General features: G+C 43.7%; 14 protein-coding genes and 1 other RNA gene. 10 read left to right on the top strand and 5 right to left on the bottom strand.

Annotated features, from left to right (window positions below):
- The first annotated feature begins 208 nt into the window (after nt 1–208).
- Nucleotides 209–928: a hypothetical protein gene (locus RBB12_RS07330; protein ID WP_179383881.1), complete on the top strand. Its 720-nt coding sequence runs from the start codon at nt 209–211 to the stop codon at nt 926–928.
- Here the strand turns inward: RBB12_RS07330 and RBB12_RS07325 are convergent.
- Nucleotides 925–2553 (bottom strand): ABC-F family ATP-binding cassette domain-containing protein, encoded by a 1629-nt coding sequence (locus tag RBB12_RS07325; protein ID WP_293282422.1) that lies wholly within the window; start codon nt 2551–2553, stop codon nt 925–927. The two genes, RBB12_RS07330 and RBB12_RS07325, sit on opposite strands and share 4 nt — an antisense overlap.
- Before the next feature lie 171 nt (nt 2554–2724).
- On the opposite strand from RBB12_RS07325, the gene RBB12_RS07320 reads away from it, so the two are divergent.
- Nucleotides 2725–4113 carry a TlpA family protein disulfide reductase gene (locus RBB12_RS07320; RefSeq protein WP_257023961.1) on the top strand — a complete coding sequence of 463 codons (1389 nt, stop codon included), beginning with the start codon at nt 2725–2727 and terminating at the stop codon, nt 4111–4113.
- A 56-nt stretch (nt 4114–4169) separates the two neighbouring features.
- On the opposite strand, the gene fsa is transcribed toward RBB12_RS07320, so the two are convergent.
- The 3 genes from fsa to ffs all read right to left on the bottom strand — a co-directional run bounded on the left by fsa (nt 4170) and on the right by ffs (nt 5797).
- Nucleotides 4170–4826 carry a fructose-6-phosphate aldolase gene (fsa, locus tag RBB12_RS07315; protein WP_293288820.1) on the bottom strand — a complete coding sequence of 219 codons (657 nt, stop codon included), beginning with the start codon at nt 4824–4826 and terminating at the stop codon, nt 4170–4172.
- 38 nt (nt 4827–4864) lie between these two features.
- Nucleotides 4865–5674 carry an SDR family oxidoreductase gene (locus tag RBB12_RS07310; protein WP_306013072.1) on the bottom strand — a complete coding sequence of 270 codons (810 nt, stop codon included), beginning with the start codon at nt 5672–5674 and terminating at the stop codon, nt 4865–4867.
- Between the two features lie 24 nt (nt 5675–5698).
- Nucleotides 5699–5797: signal recognition particle sRNA small type (gene ffs, locus RBB12_RS07305), an RNA gene on the bottom strand.
- A gap of 99 nt (nt 5798–5896) precedes the next feature.
- On the opposite strand from ffs, the gene RBB12_RS07300 reads away from it, so the two are divergent.
- From RBB12_RS07300 to RBB12_RS07265, 8 genes are all read left to right on the top strand, one after another.
- Nucleotides 5897–6937 (top strand): glutaminyl-peptide cyclotransferase, encoded by a 1041-nt coding sequence (locus RBB12_RS07300; protein ID WP_306013073.1) that lies wholly within the window; start codon nt 5897–5899, stop codon nt 6935–6937.
- Nucleotides 6938–6939: 2 nt separating this feature from the next.
- Entirely contained in the window at nt 6940–7329 is a 390-nt protein-coding gene (locus RBB12_RS07295; protein ID WP_306013074.1) for a thioesterase family protein, read from the top strand.
- A gap of 433 nt (nt 7330–7762) precedes the next feature.
- Nucleotides 7763–8497: a LytR/AlgR family response regulator transcription factor gene (locus tag RBB12_RS07290; RefSeq protein ID WP_293282418.1), complete on the top strand. Its 735-nt coding sequence runs from the start codon at nt 7763–7765 to the stop codon at nt 8495–8497.
- Nucleotides 8498–8636: 139 nt separating this feature from the next.
- Nucleotides 8637–8807, top strand: a complete 171-nt coding sequence (locus RBB12_RS07285) for a hypothetical protein (protein WP_293282417.1) — start codon at nt 8637–8639, stop codon at nt 8805–8807.
- 6 nt (nt 8808–8813) lie between these two features.
- Nucleotides 8814–9050 carry a hypothetical protein gene (locus tag RBB12_RS07280; RefSeq protein WP_293282416.1) on the top strand — a complete coding sequence of 79 codons (237 nt, stop codon included), beginning with the start codon at nt 8814–8816 and terminating at the stop codon, nt 9048–9050.
- 85 nt (nt 9051–9135) lie between these two features.
- Complete coding sequence (locus tag RBB12_RS07275) at nt 9136–11220, top strand: tetratricopeptide repeat-containing sensor histidine kinase (protein ID WP_306030754.1); 2085 nt, start codon at nt 9136–9138, stop codon at nt 11218–11220.
- A gap of 33 nt (nt 11221–11253) precedes the next feature.
- Nucleotides 11254–11922 carry a response regulator transcription factor gene (locus tag RBB12_RS07270; protein WP_179383890.1) on the top strand — a complete coding sequence of 223 codons (669 nt, stop codon included), beginning with the start codon at nt 11254–11256 and terminating at the stop codon, nt 11920–11922.
- 182 nt (nt 11923–12104) lie between these two features.
- On the top strand, nt 12105–12770 hold the full coding sequence (locus RBB12_RS07265; RefSeq protein WP_306013076.1) for a hypothetical protein: 666 nt from the start codon (nt 12105–12107) through the stop codon (nt 12768–12770).
- Nucleotides 12771–12789: 19 nt separating this feature from the next.
- Here RBB12_RS07265 and glyA read toward each other — a convergent pair whose 3' ends face one another.
- Complete coding sequence (gene glyA / locus RBB12_RS07260) at nt 12790–14064, bottom strand: serine hydroxymethyltransferase (RefSeq protein WP_293288802.1); 1275 nt, start codon at nt 14062–14064, stop codon at nt 12790–12792.
- Nucleotides 14065–14104 lie beyond the last annotated feature (40 nt).

Raw genomic sequence — 14104 nt, 5'->3', positions numbered from 1 at the left:
GGTTAAATTTTAGGGCTTGAACGATTTAGTATGCTTTTACGATTAACTACCAAAAACGTCGATAAGATACATCTTTTTTATTGACATCTGTGAGTTTTTATAGGCCTCAAAATCCATTTAACAAAAACTTAACATCGGATTATATGACAATTGTCAGTATCGAAAATTCAATTCCTTAAATTTGAGTAGATTACTAAAAAAAAGCTGCATGATTTTGAAAGGAACCAACATTGCCCAAAAGCTTCGGAAAAGCAGGGAGAAAAACGGAAACGGCGAACACATTTTGGCCGAGGTCAAACAAATTTTAAGCAACGATGCTCAAAAAGAAGAGCAGATAGCCCAACAATTGAGCTCCAAGAACAACACTCTTTCCAACGACTTTGATTTTGACCTTTTGGAAACAGATAAGATTTTCCACATTGATCAAATCAAGGAGATTTGTATCGATTATCGATTGCGCTTCTTGGACAGTTCTTATTTTAAAGGGAAGATTCCTCAGGCCGCCATTTCCAAAATCAAACATTTGGAAGCTGCACACCACACCGAAATCAAAGGATTTAAGATAATGGCACCGTCCAAATTGTTCCGTTTGGAGGACAAGGACGACCCATTGCTCTTTGCTCCCATCGGTAACGATTATTTTTACTTGATCCACAAATGGGGGAACGATCTACATCCCTTGCGCAAATTGTTCGCATGGCCGTTTAAGAACGTTTCCAATCTTATCTTGGTGGTGGTATTGCTCAGCTATCTGGTTACCTTGATGGTACCGGAAGGGCTGTTCTCCAAGAAAAGCTCCACGGCCGAATTTTGGATCATTTACTTCTTTATGTTCAAAAGTATTGCTTCCGTGGTGATATTCTACGGTTTTGCCCTTGGTAAAAACTTTAATCCAGCCATCTGGAAAAGCAAGTATTTTAACGCTTAAGCGGTAACAGCATACATTTTTTCACGCTGCTCTTTGATGGACTTGTCCGACATGTAGTCATCAAAGGTCAAGTAGCGGTCAATGGCGCCATTGGGCGTCAATTCAATAATTCTGTTCGCCACGGTGTTCACAAACTCGTGATCGTGCGTGGTGAGCAGAATTGTTCCTTTAAAGTTTTTTAGGGAGTTATTGAATGCGGTGATACTTTCCAAGTCCAAGTGGTTGGTAGGTTCGTCCAACATCAACACATTGGCGCGAAGCATCATCATACGGCTGAGCATACAGCGTACCTTTTCCCCTCCGGAGAGTACCGTACATTTTTTCAATGCTTCCTCACCGCTAAACAGCATTTTCCCAAGGAATCCCCTTAGGTATACCTCTTCCCGCTCTTCTTCTGTCTTGGCCCATTGACGGAGCCAGTCCACCAAATTCACATCATCTTGGAAAAATTCAGAGTTATCTGCGGGCAAATAGGATTGGGTGGTCGTAACCCCCCACTGATACTTTCCATTCGCGGCCTTGGTTTTCCCGGCAATAATATCGTAAAAAGCGGTAGTGGCTCGGGAATCTTTGGAAAGGATGGCCACCTTGTCCCCCTTGGCCAAGTTGATGTTCACATCCTTGAACAATAGGTCGCCATCTTCTGAAGTAGCGGTCAATTTTTCCACATTCAGGATTTGGTCCCCCGCTTCCCTCTCACGGTCAAAGATAATGGCAGGATATCTTCTGCTGGATGGTTTGATGTCTTCCACCTTCAACTTGTCCAACATCTTTTTACGCGAAGTGGCCTGCTTGCTTTTCGCCACGTTGGCGCTAAATCGCTGGATAAATTCCTGTAGTTCCTTGGCCTTCTCTTCTGCCTTTTTGTTCTGCTGCGCCCTTTGTCTTGCAGCAAGTTGACTACTCTCGTACCAGAAGGTGTAGTTTCCTGAGAACAGATTGATTTTTCCAAAGTCGATATCCGCAATGGTGGTACAAACGGCATCCAAAAAGTGCCTGTCGTGAGAGACCACGATAACGGTATTGTCGTAATTGGCCAGGAAATTTTCCAACCAATTGATGGTTTCGTAGTCCAAATCGTTGGTAGGCTCGTCCATGATCAGCACATCGGGATTTCCGAACAAAGCTTGCGCCAAGAGCACACGTACTTTTAGTTTGGAATCCAGGTCGGCCATATTGGTGTAGTGCAGGTCTTCCGTAATCCCAAGGTTGGATAACAATGCAGCGGCATCGCTGTCGGCGTTCCATCCGTTCATTTCTTCGAATTCGACCTGTAGCTCGCCAATCTTTTCCGCATTTTCATCGGTGTAATCGGCATAAAGGGCATCGATTTCCTTCTTGATTTTGTACAGGGGCTTGTTACCCATCACCACAGTTTCCAACACCGGATATTCGTCGTATGCGTTATGGTTCTGCTCCAAAATAGACATACGCTTTCCTGGCTCCAAGTGCACATGGCCCGAGGTAGGATCTATCTGCCCGGATAAAATTTTAAGAAAGGTAGATTTACCGGCCCCGTTGGCACCGATAATACCGTAACAATTCCCTTGGGCAAAGGTTACATTGACCTCATCGAACAAAACTCTTTTGCCAAACTGTACGGATAAATTCGATACTGATAACATGCAACTATCTTTATTTTTTGCAAAAGTAGCTAAATACGATTCCACATTCTAATTTAAAACGGCATATTTGAACGATGGAAAAATACCGTTTAACAACATTTAACGACCCCTTAACAAGTTAGGCTTCTTGGGTTGCTTACATTTGAAAGTCAATTGAATGGTCCCCTATATATGGTAAGATTTTTACTCGGCCTCACCTTGGTAGCTTCTATCGTATCGTGTTCTGATGCCCCAGAAAACGGTTCTACAGTTTTTTTCGGTGGCGAAATTGTGAATCCAACCAGCAATTATGTGGTGCTATACCACAACGATTCTTATGTGGACTCCGTACAATTGGACGATAAAAACCACTTTTTGTTCCAACTGGACAGCATTGAAGAAGGACTTTACCATTTTGACCATAGCCCCGAACTACAATATGTTTACCTTTCCGAAGGGGACAGCCTTTTGGCCCGTTTGAATACCGTCGAGTTTGACGAATCACTGGTATATTCCGGCACAGGAAGTGAAATCAACAACTTTTTGATAGAGATTTTCCTTGCGATTGAGGAAGAAGAGCCTTTGATCAATGAATATTTCAACCTAGACCCTGAAACGTTTAGCGAAAAAATAGACTCCCTACATACTGTCAAAGTGGCTTTGTTGAACGAATTGAATGCAGACAACGAGTTTACCCCAAGGGCACTGGCCATGGCAGAGGCTTCCATTGACTACAACACTTATATCAACAAGGAAAAATATCCGTTTTACCATAAAAAAGGAACTGGCGAAGAAACCATCCACGAACTTCCCGAAGAATTTTATAGGTATCGCACAAACATTGACCTGAACAATAAGGACCTCACCTACTTTAGGCCTTATTTCGATTTTATGAAGTGGCATTTTGGCAATGTGGCTTACATGACCTGCTTGGAAGATTGCTCCAACAATAAAAAACCGGTGAGCGACCGCCTACACTTTAATAAGCATAAGCTTGCTTTGGTGGACAGTATTGTGAAGCAACCTGAGTTAAGGGACATTCTTTTCAGGAACATTGCGATGGATTATCTGCTTCGCGAGCACACACCCAGTGAAGAGGCCACCGTTTTTATTGAAAAGTTCAAATCACTTTCCACCAATAACGAACACCAAGAGGAAATCGATTTGCTTTACAATGGCATCAAAAACCTCCAACCCAACACCACAGTCCCCGATATTGCTGTAAAGGACATCAACAATGAGGCGATTTCCCTAAAAACATTGGCCAACGATAAAAAGAACACCGTATTTTATTTTTGGACTGCCGACCAAAAGAAGCATTTTATCAATGTGAACACACACATTACTTCTTTGGAGAAAAAATATCCGCATTACAATTTTGTGGGCATCAACCTTAGGACCAACTTTGCGCAGTGGAAACAGCTTATGGACGAGTACAAACTCGATGCGGGCAAGCATTACCATGGCGATAATTTCAAGGATTTGCAAATGGCCATGATTATTGATGGTCTCAACAAATGCGTGATTGCCAAGGACACTTTGGTGGTCGATGGTTTTGCCAATCTCTACACTTCACTATAAATAAAAAAGCCCCGAACTTTCATTCAGGGCCATTCAATATTTAAGTACTCTTACATCTAGGAGTTTCCTTTTTTGTAATCTTCCAAGAATTTGGCCAAGCCAATATCGGTCAATGGGTGTTTCAACAATCCATCGATAGACGACAATGGACCTGTCATTACATCGGCACCAAGTTTTGCACAATCGATCACGTGCATGGTGTGACGGATGGATGCGGCCAATATTTGGGTCTCAAAACCGTAATTGTCATAAATCAAACGGATTTCGGCGATCAAATTAAGGCCATCGGTAGAAATGTCGTCCAATCGTCCCAAGAAAGGGGATACGTAGGTGGCTCCTGCCTTAGCGGCCAATAGCGCCTGCCCTGGGGAGAATACCAAAGTGCAATTGGTACGGATACCCTTATCCGAAAAATATTTTAATGCCTTTACCCCATCCTTGATCATGGGTACTTTCACTACAATCTGTTCGTGCAGCTCGGCCAACTCCTCACCTTCTTTTATGATTTCCTCAAACTCCGTGGCCACTACCTCTGCAGAAACATCACCATCCACAATGTTGCAAATGTCCACGTAATGTTTCAAAATATTATCCTTTCCGGTGATGCCTTCCTTCGCCATTAGGGAAGGGTTGGTGGTCACACCGTCCAAAACACCGAGTTCTTGGGCTTCCTTAATTTGGTCAAGATTGGCAGTATCAATAAAAAACTTCATTTCTTACTATTTATAATTGGTTCACTAATCCCCTAAAATTACAATTTATAATGGTCGAGGAGTAATTTTTCGTAGACTTTGTCGGGTAAAATCTTTTTTAACCTAAGGGAAAATTTTTGTAAAAATGCACCTACGGGGTTGTGTATCTTCGGCTTTTTCTGGTTGATGATCTTGTACACGGCCTCCGCTACCTGTATCGGGTCTCCCCCACTGTCCACATCCGCATTGATGGCGTTTAGGGTCTGTTGGTATTTTTCTTGGTAGGCAGAGCCTTCGATAACCGGTGCATGGTATCTGCCCGATGCAATATTGGTAGCAAAATCACCGGGAGCCACATTGGTAATGGTCACGCCAAAATCCTTGGTTTCCATGCGCAGGGCCTCGGTTAGGATGCCCAACGCACCTTTGGTGGCGGAGTAGAATCCTCGATAAGGCAATCCCATGTACCCCGCAATGGAGGTGATGTTGATAATAGCCCCGCCGCCCTGCCTGCGCATTTGCGGCAAAACGGCCTTCATTACATGCACAGGACCATGAAAATTGGTGTCGAACACGCGCAATATCTCTTCGTGTGGGGTTTCTTCAATGGGTCCGGTAATGCCAACCCCAGCGTTGTTTATCAAAACATCCAATCTATGCTCTTTGGAAATTACATTGGAAACGGCCTTTTGGATGCTTTCCACATCCGTTACATCCAATTGAACCAGTTCAAAAGCCTTAAAATCGGGATAGTTTTTTGGATTGCGCGTAGTACCGTAAACCGTAAACCCTTTTTGGACCAAGTAGGTCCCGATGGATTTACCAATACCTGAAGAACCGCCGGTGATCAGTACAACTTTTTTATCCATGATCAGCTGATTTTTGGGTACAAAAAAGGGCAAGCTACCTACATCGCACCGCTACGACCACATACCCTTGCTGCGTTCCCGCCCTGGGGGATTCTGCAGGAGCTGGTCGTGTAGGACTTGCCCGGCTGCAAATATACGACCTTTTAAATTTGTGGCAATCCCAATACATTCTTAATTTCGAAGATTCAGGAGTAACAATTTATGATACAAGCAATAAAAAATATGGGCAAACTTTTTTTCGCAACCGGGGCCTTGCTCTTCTTTTTGGCCTGCGGTGGCAATGCCGACCCGGCCAAGCATTTTTCCATCCAACTGGAAAACAAGGCCATACAGCAAAATCAACAATTGGGAGTAGCCCTCAAGAACAAAAAGGACATTGAAATATCGGACCTACGCTATTATATTGACGGAAAGGAAATGCCCGTTGAAAACGGTAAGTTGACCCTTGACCTCCCCACCTTGGGCAATAAAACCTTGGTGGCAAAGTTCAATATTGAAGACCAAAACGTCTCGGTAGAAAAAGACTTCCGCTTATTGGCCGCTTCTGCACCGGAAGTATACACCTATGAAATCCTGAATACCTACCCGCACGATACCGGGGCCTACACCCAAGGACTGGAATTCCACAATGGCGTGTTGTACGAAGGCACGGGAAAAACAGGTTTTTCTACGCTCCGAAAGGTCGATTTTAAAACCGGTGAGGTACTGCAAAAAATTGATATGGACGCTTCAGTCTTTGGTGAAGGCATTACGATCATGGATGGTAAGCTGTACCAGTTGACCTGGCAAAGCGGGATGGGATATGTGTACGATATCGAGACTCTGGAGAAAATCAAAAACTTCACCTATGGTAAAAGCCGCGAAGGATGGGGTTTGTGCAACGATGGCGAGAAACTTTATAAAAGTGACGGCACCGAAAAAATCTGGTTTTTAGATCCTGAGACCTTGGAAGAGACCGGCCATATCGAAACCGTGACCAATAAGTCCATTTTTAACCGCGCCAACGAGTTGGAGTATGTGAACGGTAAAATTTATGCCAATGTGTACCAAAAACAGAGCATGATGATCATAGACGCCACCTCCGGCGCCATTGAGGGGGTGATCAACTTTGGCGGACTTCAAAGCCAAGTAACCAGAGGGCCGGAATGGGATGAAGGCAACTCTGTGCTGAACGGCGTGGCCTACCACCCCGAACGGGAAACCTTTTTTGTGACAGGCAAAAACTGGGACAAGCTGTTTGAGGTGAAAATCCTTAAAAAATAGGGATGAAGACCTACTCGGAAGCTTTTGATGTGGTGCCCAACGACCTGGACGACCTCAACCATGTGAACAATATCCGCTACGTGGAATGGATCCAGGAGATTTCCAAGAGGCACTGGAACCATGTGACCACCGAAGCCATACAGCAATCCTTGATTTGGGTGGTGCGCAACCACAACATTACCTATCATAAATCGGCCGTGCTCGGGAACACCATGCTCGTCAATACCTACATAGCAAAGAACCAAGGGCCTATTTCTATAAGGGTGGTGGAAATCAAAAACAAGGAAACCAACGAGCTGCTGGTGAAAGCGGTTACGGAATGGTGCTTACTGGATGCCAAAACCTTTCGGCCCAAACGGGTGCCGGAGGAAATTCAGGCACTATTCTTATAGGGTACACCCCAATTAGTAGCAAAAAATACTATCATATTGATCAAATAGCTGCAATTCATCGAATTTTCGCCCAATCTCCTTAATTCCAGTCACCTAAATTTTGATGCTTTCCCAACAAATTGTAATATAGGGTAACCTAAAAACCGGACTAAACCTATATTCTGAACTAACTGAGCACGAAAAACCCCCAATTTACATCTCATTTTCATCTTGATGGAACGCTAAGGAAAGTACGTTTCCAAAACGCTGTTTTGCATTCAAAAACCAATCCTTAAAAAATGGGTGTTTTGTTACACTCCATTTCGATTTAACGAATTTTTAGGGAAAAATGTAAGAAAAATAGCTGTTTTGATGTGAAACCCCTAGTTTTTTTAAGGGAAAACTGTAATGAGATTTTTTTGTGCCTTAGTAACTTGCAATCAGGAATTTGCACATGGAATATACCTACAACATCATCGACTCGGATGCCTCCTCAAAATTGCAGTTGCAATTGTATTTGGAGGAGTACGATGATTTTGTTTGTGCCAGCGAGGACACCAACGCTTCAGCAGGTCTAAATTCCATTTTAAAGTACAATCCCGATGTGGTGCTCGTCAATTTGGGCGAAGATGGCCTAAGCTACTTTCAAATGGTAACGGAACTGAATCAGTATATGCAGTCCTTACCTATTATTATAGGATACGCCAAAACCAAGAAGTTCGCCTACAACGCCATTAAAAGCGGCTTTTTTGATTATTGGATCCTGCCACACAACGAGTTCGATATCCGTAAGACCATTTTACGACTGCGCAAATTGCACCCAAAGCACGATACGCCATCCACCATTTGCCTGAAATCCTATAAGGATTACCGGTATTTGGACACCCAAAACATCCTGTATCTCAAATCGGATAACAACACCACGGACTTTTTTATGAAGGACGGTAGCATCATCAGTGCGTTCAAGACCTTAAAGTCTTTCGAGGAAAAGCTGCCCAAGAATTTTATCCGTGTACACCAAAGCTACATCATCAATAGTGTATATGTCTCCCGTATCAATTATGGGAAATCCATCTGTAGTCTAAGGTGCGGGGAAGAACAGGAACTCCCCTTCTCCAAAACCTATAAAGATAAGGTGGACAGCCTTAAGAACATGCTCTCCAAAACCTCGGCAAAGGCCCTTAATTAGCAAAATTCTTGCAGATTGTGGTAAAATTCTAACAGATTACCACAGAATACTACGCTTTTTTCAAATACAGCGTGGCCATCCCTATTGCGAAATACTTTAGCTGCACAAACCTAATTTTTACACCTAAAAACCTATAATTATGAAAAAAGTATTTAGCATTTTGGCCCTTGCACTATTCACCACTGGATTTTACTCTTGCGAAACGGAAACCGACGTACAGGACACCGAAGCCATGTTTGAGCAACTGACCCTTGATCAAAATGCAACTGATGGTGAATATAATGAGCCGGATTCAAGAGGAAATGATTAAATTAAAATGTATCCCTCTAGAACCAACTTACATTACAATATTATCCTGATTGTAATTTTTGTAGTTGCTCTTTTTTATCAAAGGGATGAATCCCAAGTAGTCGATTACAATGCTTTGGATAAAGAAGAGACACTAACCGAAGACCATCAGAAGGAATCCCTTGAATACCGAGTACGTCGCGGGTTCATAGCACGCAGCGAGCGACGCTTGCAACAATGCCGCAACGATAGTCGACAACTGTAAAAGACATTTAACATAACACGCAGCCCCAAACCGATACCGTTTTGGGGCTTTTTTGTTACCTTGGAACTAGAAACATTTGGAAAATTTGAAAAACGGAGTATTCATTTTAGTACTACTGCTTGTTTTGGGCTGTAAACAGCAGGTATCCAACGATGAAACGGTGCGGAACCCCAAGGTCGACTCCATTCAACAACTGCTGACTATTGCCAAGACCGCCAAAGAATTATCACCCGATGAACGCAGAACCTATATTCAAGATGCAGAGGTACAGGCCTTGACCCTTTCCAAGGATTCCACCCGGTTGGAACAACTCTCCCAGGTGTCTCTTGCATATTTGAAATTGAAGGATTCCATGGGTTTCCGGCAATCCAACGCCAAACTGTTGAAATTATCCGAAGAAGCTGAGGCCAACAAAATACTGGGTTACTCTAATTGGGACTTAGGAATTTTTTTAGAAGGTAAAGGTGTTATGGACAGTGCTTTCTACCATTACCGTAAAGCCTTAGAAAGTTTTGAAAATCTTCCAAAAGATTCCACTTCACAGTCCTTAAAAGCCCGTATGCTATACAATATGTCAAGGGTACAGGATGCCTACAAGGACTACTTGGGCGGCGAAACCAGCGCTGCCGCTGCCATAGAAATCTTTGATGAACTGGACGACGATTATCGCTTATATAATGCCTATAATATGTTGGGAACATTGGCCAACGGCTTGGGCAATAGCCAGAAAGCGATTGAATCCTACGAAACAGCCCGCGAATATATTGAGAACTCGGATAGGGCAAATAAAAATCAGTTGATTTGGAAACTCCAAAATAATATTGGCAGCACTTATTTAAATGAAGAAAATTTTACCCAAGCAAAAAATGTTTACGAAGAACTACTATTCAATACAGATTTAAAACAAGAGATTCCCGACCTGTATGAAAAAGCCTTGGGAAGTTATGCGTTTTCGGTACTCAAAACCGAGAAGGATACTGAAAAGGCCGAGGAAATGTTACGGGAGGCCTTTACCATAAACGCTGCAACCGGTGACCTCTACGACAGGGCCAGGCTACATTATTACTATTCCGAGGTTTTGGCGGCCAAGGGAGATACCCTCAATGCCATTGCCAACGCCAACGAATCCTACAACATTGCCAAGGAAACCTATAACAATGATCGCGCCTTGGATGCCCTGCGGTTGCTCACCCGGCTGGATACGGTACATGCCGCCTCCTATGCTGAGCAGTACTACCAACTCAACGACATTATACAGGAAGAGGAACGCACCAAACGGGATAAATTTGGCCGCATCCGCATGGAGACGGACGACATTATCGAAGAGAACAAGATCCTGACGCAGGAAAAGCAGATTTGGATACTATCCTCCACCCTAATGCTATTGTTCGGGGTAACCGCCTTCATCATTATTTCCCTGTATATAAGCAACAACCGCTTAAAGTTTAAACAGCGACAACAGGAAAGTAACCAAGAAATCTACAACCTGATGCTCGCCCAACAAGGAAAATTGCAGGAGGGCAAGCAAATGGCCCAAAAACGAATTTCCGAGGAGCTCCACGATGGCATTCTGGGCGAAATGTTGGGTATCCGATTGATGTTGAGCGGCCTTAACGATCGCGAGGACCAGGCCTCCATGGAACAAAGGGCAATGTTCATTGAAAAACTTCAGGCCGTTGAGGAGGAAATCCGAACCATTTCCCACGAGCTGAACAATGAAGCCTACAAAAAATTTCATAATTTTATCGTGTCGTTGGAAGACATGATCAGCGGTATTGAAAAGTCATCCGGTATTTCCTGTACCTTCGACTACGACAAAAAGGTACCTTGGGACAATTTGCTGGGCGATATCAAGATCAACGCCTTCAGGGTGGTCCAAGAGGCACTAAAAAACTGTGTAAAACACGCAAAAAGTGAAAACGTGTCCATTTCCTTTCAACTGGCGGACGATATGTTAAAGCTCAATATCTCGGAAGATGGTGTTGGCTTTGACCCAAACCGAGCGAAAAAAGGAATTGGCCTGAAGAACATTATATCCAGAGTCAAAAAAATAAAGGGCAAGGTGGATTTTGACAGCAAACCTGGCCACGGAACCATTATAAAAATACAGATACCCGCTTCCTATGTGGAACACACCGTTCCGCAATCAACGATAGCGGTAAACGCATAAACAACTCCCCCAAATTAATAAGTAATACCTACCATGAAAACACTGAGAATACTAGCCATCGATGATCATGAAATGACCATGCTCGGGTACAAGTTCATACTCGAGGGCATCGATTTTGACGGTCACAAGATCATTGTGGACACCGCAACTTCCTTCGAAGCCGGGAAACAATTGATCGAGGAATCCGCAAAAACCTTTAGGTATGATATCTTGTTTTTGGATGTTCAATTATTTGCCCCTAACGAGGACCAACCGCACAGTGGGGAAGATTTGGGCATCTTGGCCAGAAAGATCGTACCGGAAAGCAAGATTGTTTTTATGTCCTCCTTTAGCGACAACTTTAGGATCAACAGTATTCTTAAGTCCGTAGATCCGGACGGTTATTTGGTAAAAACGGATATTGACCCCAAAACCTTGGAAGATGCCGTGCGGACCATTATGCTGGACCCTCCATACTACTCTTCCAAAGCACTTGGCGCCATCAGAAAAAAGATGGCCAACAACATAGACCTTGATGAGAAGGACAAGCAAATCCTTTACCATTTGTCCAAAGGGACCAAAACCAAAGATTTGGAAAAATTCATAAGGCTTTCCCCCTCCTCCATCGAAAACAGAAAACGTCATTTAAGAACCTTGTTCGGTACAGAAAACGAGAACGATTTGGCCTTGATATTGGCAGCAAAAAACAAAGGCTTTATTTGACCATCAATGCGCTAACCGCAGCCTTACTTTTCATTTTGTGGTAGGTTTATGGGCCAAAAAACCTTAAAAATCCTACAAACTGGGGGAAATCCATAGAATTTTTAAGGATTATCTGCAATCCAAAATCAAAGATTCATCCTAATTTTATGTAGAAAGAATAGTAGAATCCAATCTATAGCTACATGTCATCCCCTAACAAACGAAATAGCAGATACAAAGGTCCAAAAACCTATGTGGCCACCGATGGTCTGGACGACTTTCTAAAAGTATTGGAAAAGTACTTTTTTGCCACGGCCAAAGTGCAGTGCAAGCAGGATTTTCAAAACAACAGAACGGATTTGATCATCCACCTTCATCATAACTTTGGAATAGCCGAATGTCTTCGACATTTTAACGATGGGAATTGGGGCAGCTATGATTTTGCCGAAGACTGCCAATCCAGTATCTCCACTAAACTGGCCAAGGCCTTGGAGACACTAAACCAAGAAAGTACCTATCCTACGGATATTCTGGAACTTTCCTTGCATTTTGAGGATACTTCCATCATCATCTCACGATTGTTCAAGCATAGCATCACCGAACAGGCCAGCGATATACTGACCGCTGTTGGCAAGCACTTTGTTTACTTTACCAAAGGGCTCACCGAAATGCCCTATGAAATCTTTGTCCCTGTTTTTGAGGATACCGCCACGGTCGGCACCAGTGGTTCAACTCAGGAGGAAGATAGCCCGATCAGTTATTTTGACTATTGGGGCCTCTATTTTGACCGCGGGGATGGGCAGGAAGCCTACATTTATTCCCTTCACCAGAAAAAATTGTACGAAGAGAGCATTTTTCTCTTCGAGTAAAAATTTCCACTAGCAATTACTAAGCACTGAACAGAGGTCGCGATTTCATTAAATCGTTGACCTTTTGTTTTATGGAAGCTATTTTGGTTTCGTTCTCCGGGTCGGTCAGGATTTCGTCGATAAAGCCCACAATGATCTCCATATCGGCCTCTTTTAAGCCTCTGGTGGTGATTGCAGAGGTTCCGAAACGGATTCCTGACGTAACAAAAGGTGATTTATCATCAAAGGGCACCATGTTCTTGTTGGCTGTGATATCCGCATGCTCCAATACCTTTTCGGCATCTTTGCCCGTAATGTTTTTGTTTCGGAGGTCGATCAACATCATGTGGTTGTCGGTACCCCCAGAAATTACTTTGTAATCCCTGTCCATAAACGCCTTCGCCATGGCGGCAGCGTTCTTTTTCACTTGGACCATGTAGTGGAGGAACTCGTCAGAAAGGGCTTCCCCAAACGCAACGGCTTTGGCCGCGATAATGTGCTCCAACGGTCCGCCTTGATTACCAGGGAATACTGCCAAATCCAATAGGGCCGACATTTTTCTCAGGTTTCCGTTCTTTAGTTTGATACCAAACGGATTGTCAAAATCCTCACCCATCAAAATAAGTCCTCCACGTGGACCACGGAGTGTTTTGTGTGTTGTGGTGGTCACAATATGGCAATGGGGAATCGGGTCGTTCAAAATACCTTTGGCAATCAATCCAGAAGGATGCGATATATCTGCCAACAATATAGCTCCCACGCTATCGGCAATTTCACGGAAACGTTTAAAATCCATGTCCCTGGAATAAGCTGAAGCACCGGCAATGATCAGTTTGGGTTGCTCCTTTTCGGCAATCTCTTGGATTTTGTCGTAGTTCAAAAGTCCGGTTTCCTCATCCACCCCATAAAACACAGGGTTGTACAATTTACCGGAAAAGTTCACAGGCGAACCATGGGTCAAGTGCCCGCCGTGGGAAAGGTCAAAACCTAAAATGGTATCACCTGCATTGAGGCACGCATGGTAAACCGAAGCATTGGCCTGGGAACCGGAGTGCGGCTGCACATTGGCGTAAGCGGCACCAAACAACTCCTTGGCACGGTCTATGGCCAACTGTTCCACTTGGTCAACAATTTCGCAACCGCCATAATAACGCTTTCCTGGGTAGCCTTCAGCATATTTGTTGGTAAGTACAGAGCCAGCGGCCTCCATCACTTGTGGACTTACAAAGTTCTCGGAAGCAATCAGTTCTATACCTTCCAGCTGCCTATCGTTTTCTTGCGCTATCAGTTCAAAAATCTTTTGGTCTCGTTGCATGTTGCCCATAGTTTAATTAAGGGCGTAAAATTACGAATTG

This window comes from Allomuricauda sp. MMSF_3307 (genome assembly GCF_030733585.1).
Lineage (GTDB): Bacteria > Bacteroidota > Bacteroidia > Flavobacteriales > Flavobacteriaceae > Flagellimonas.
The sequence above is the reverse complement of the archived record's forward strand: the minus strand, read 5'-3'. Positions and strand labels throughout refer to the sequence as shown.

Excerpts from the sequence above, each read along its gene's own strand:
- RBB12_RS07330 (WP_179383881.1), top strand. The coding sequence starts at position 209 with ATGATTTTGAAAGGAACCAACATTGCCCAAAAGCTTCGGAAAAGCAGG.
- RBB12_RS07325 (WP_293282422.1), bottom strand. The coding sequence starts at position 2,553 with ATGTTATCAGTATCGAATTTATCCGTACAGTTTGGCAAAAGAGTTTTG.
- RBB12_RS07320 (WP_257023961.1), top strand. The coding sequence starts at position 2,725 with ATGGTAAGATTTTTACTCGGCCTCACCTTGGTAGCTTCTATCGTATCG.
- fsa (WP_293288820.1), bottom strand. The coding sequence starts at position 4,826 with ATGAAGTTTTTTATTGATACTGCCAATCTTGACCAAATTAAGGAAGCC.
- RBB12_RS07310 (WP_306013072.1), bottom strand. The coding sequence starts at position 5,674 with ATGGATAAAAAAGTTGTACTGATCACCGGCGGTTCTTCAGGTATTGGT.
- RBB12_RS07300 (WP_306013073.1), top strand. The coding sequence starts at position 5,897 with ATGGGCAAACTTTTTTTCGCAACCGGGGCCTTGCTCTTCTTTTTGGCC.
- RBB12_RS07295 (WP_306013074.1), top strand. The coding sequence starts at position 6,940 with ATGAAGACCTACTCGGAAGCTTTTGATGTGGTGCCCAACGACCTGGAC.
- RBB12_RS07290 (WP_293282418.1), top strand. The coding sequence starts at position 7,763 with ATGGAATATACCTACAACATCATCGACTCGGATGCCTCCTCAAAATTG.
- RBB12_RS07285 (WP_293282417.1), top strand. The coding sequence starts at position 8,637 with ATGAAAAAAGTATTTAGCATTTTGGCCCTTGCACTATTCACCACTGGA.
- RBB12_RS07280 (WP_293282416.1), top strand. The coding sequence starts at position 8,814 with ATGTATCCCTCTAGAACCAACTTACATTACAATATTATCCTGATTGTA.
- RBB12_RS07270 (WP_179383890.1), top strand. The coding sequence starts at position 11,254 with ATGAAAACACTGAGAATACTAGCCATCGATGATCATGAAATGACCATG.
- RBB12_RS07265 (WP_306013076.1), top strand. The coding sequence starts at position 12,105 with ATGTCATCCCCTAACAAACGAAATAGCAGATACAAAGGTCCAAAAACC.
- glyA (WP_293288802.1), bottom strand. The coding sequence starts at position 14,064 with ATGCAACGAGACCAAAAGATTTTTGAACTGATAGCGCAAGAAAACGAT.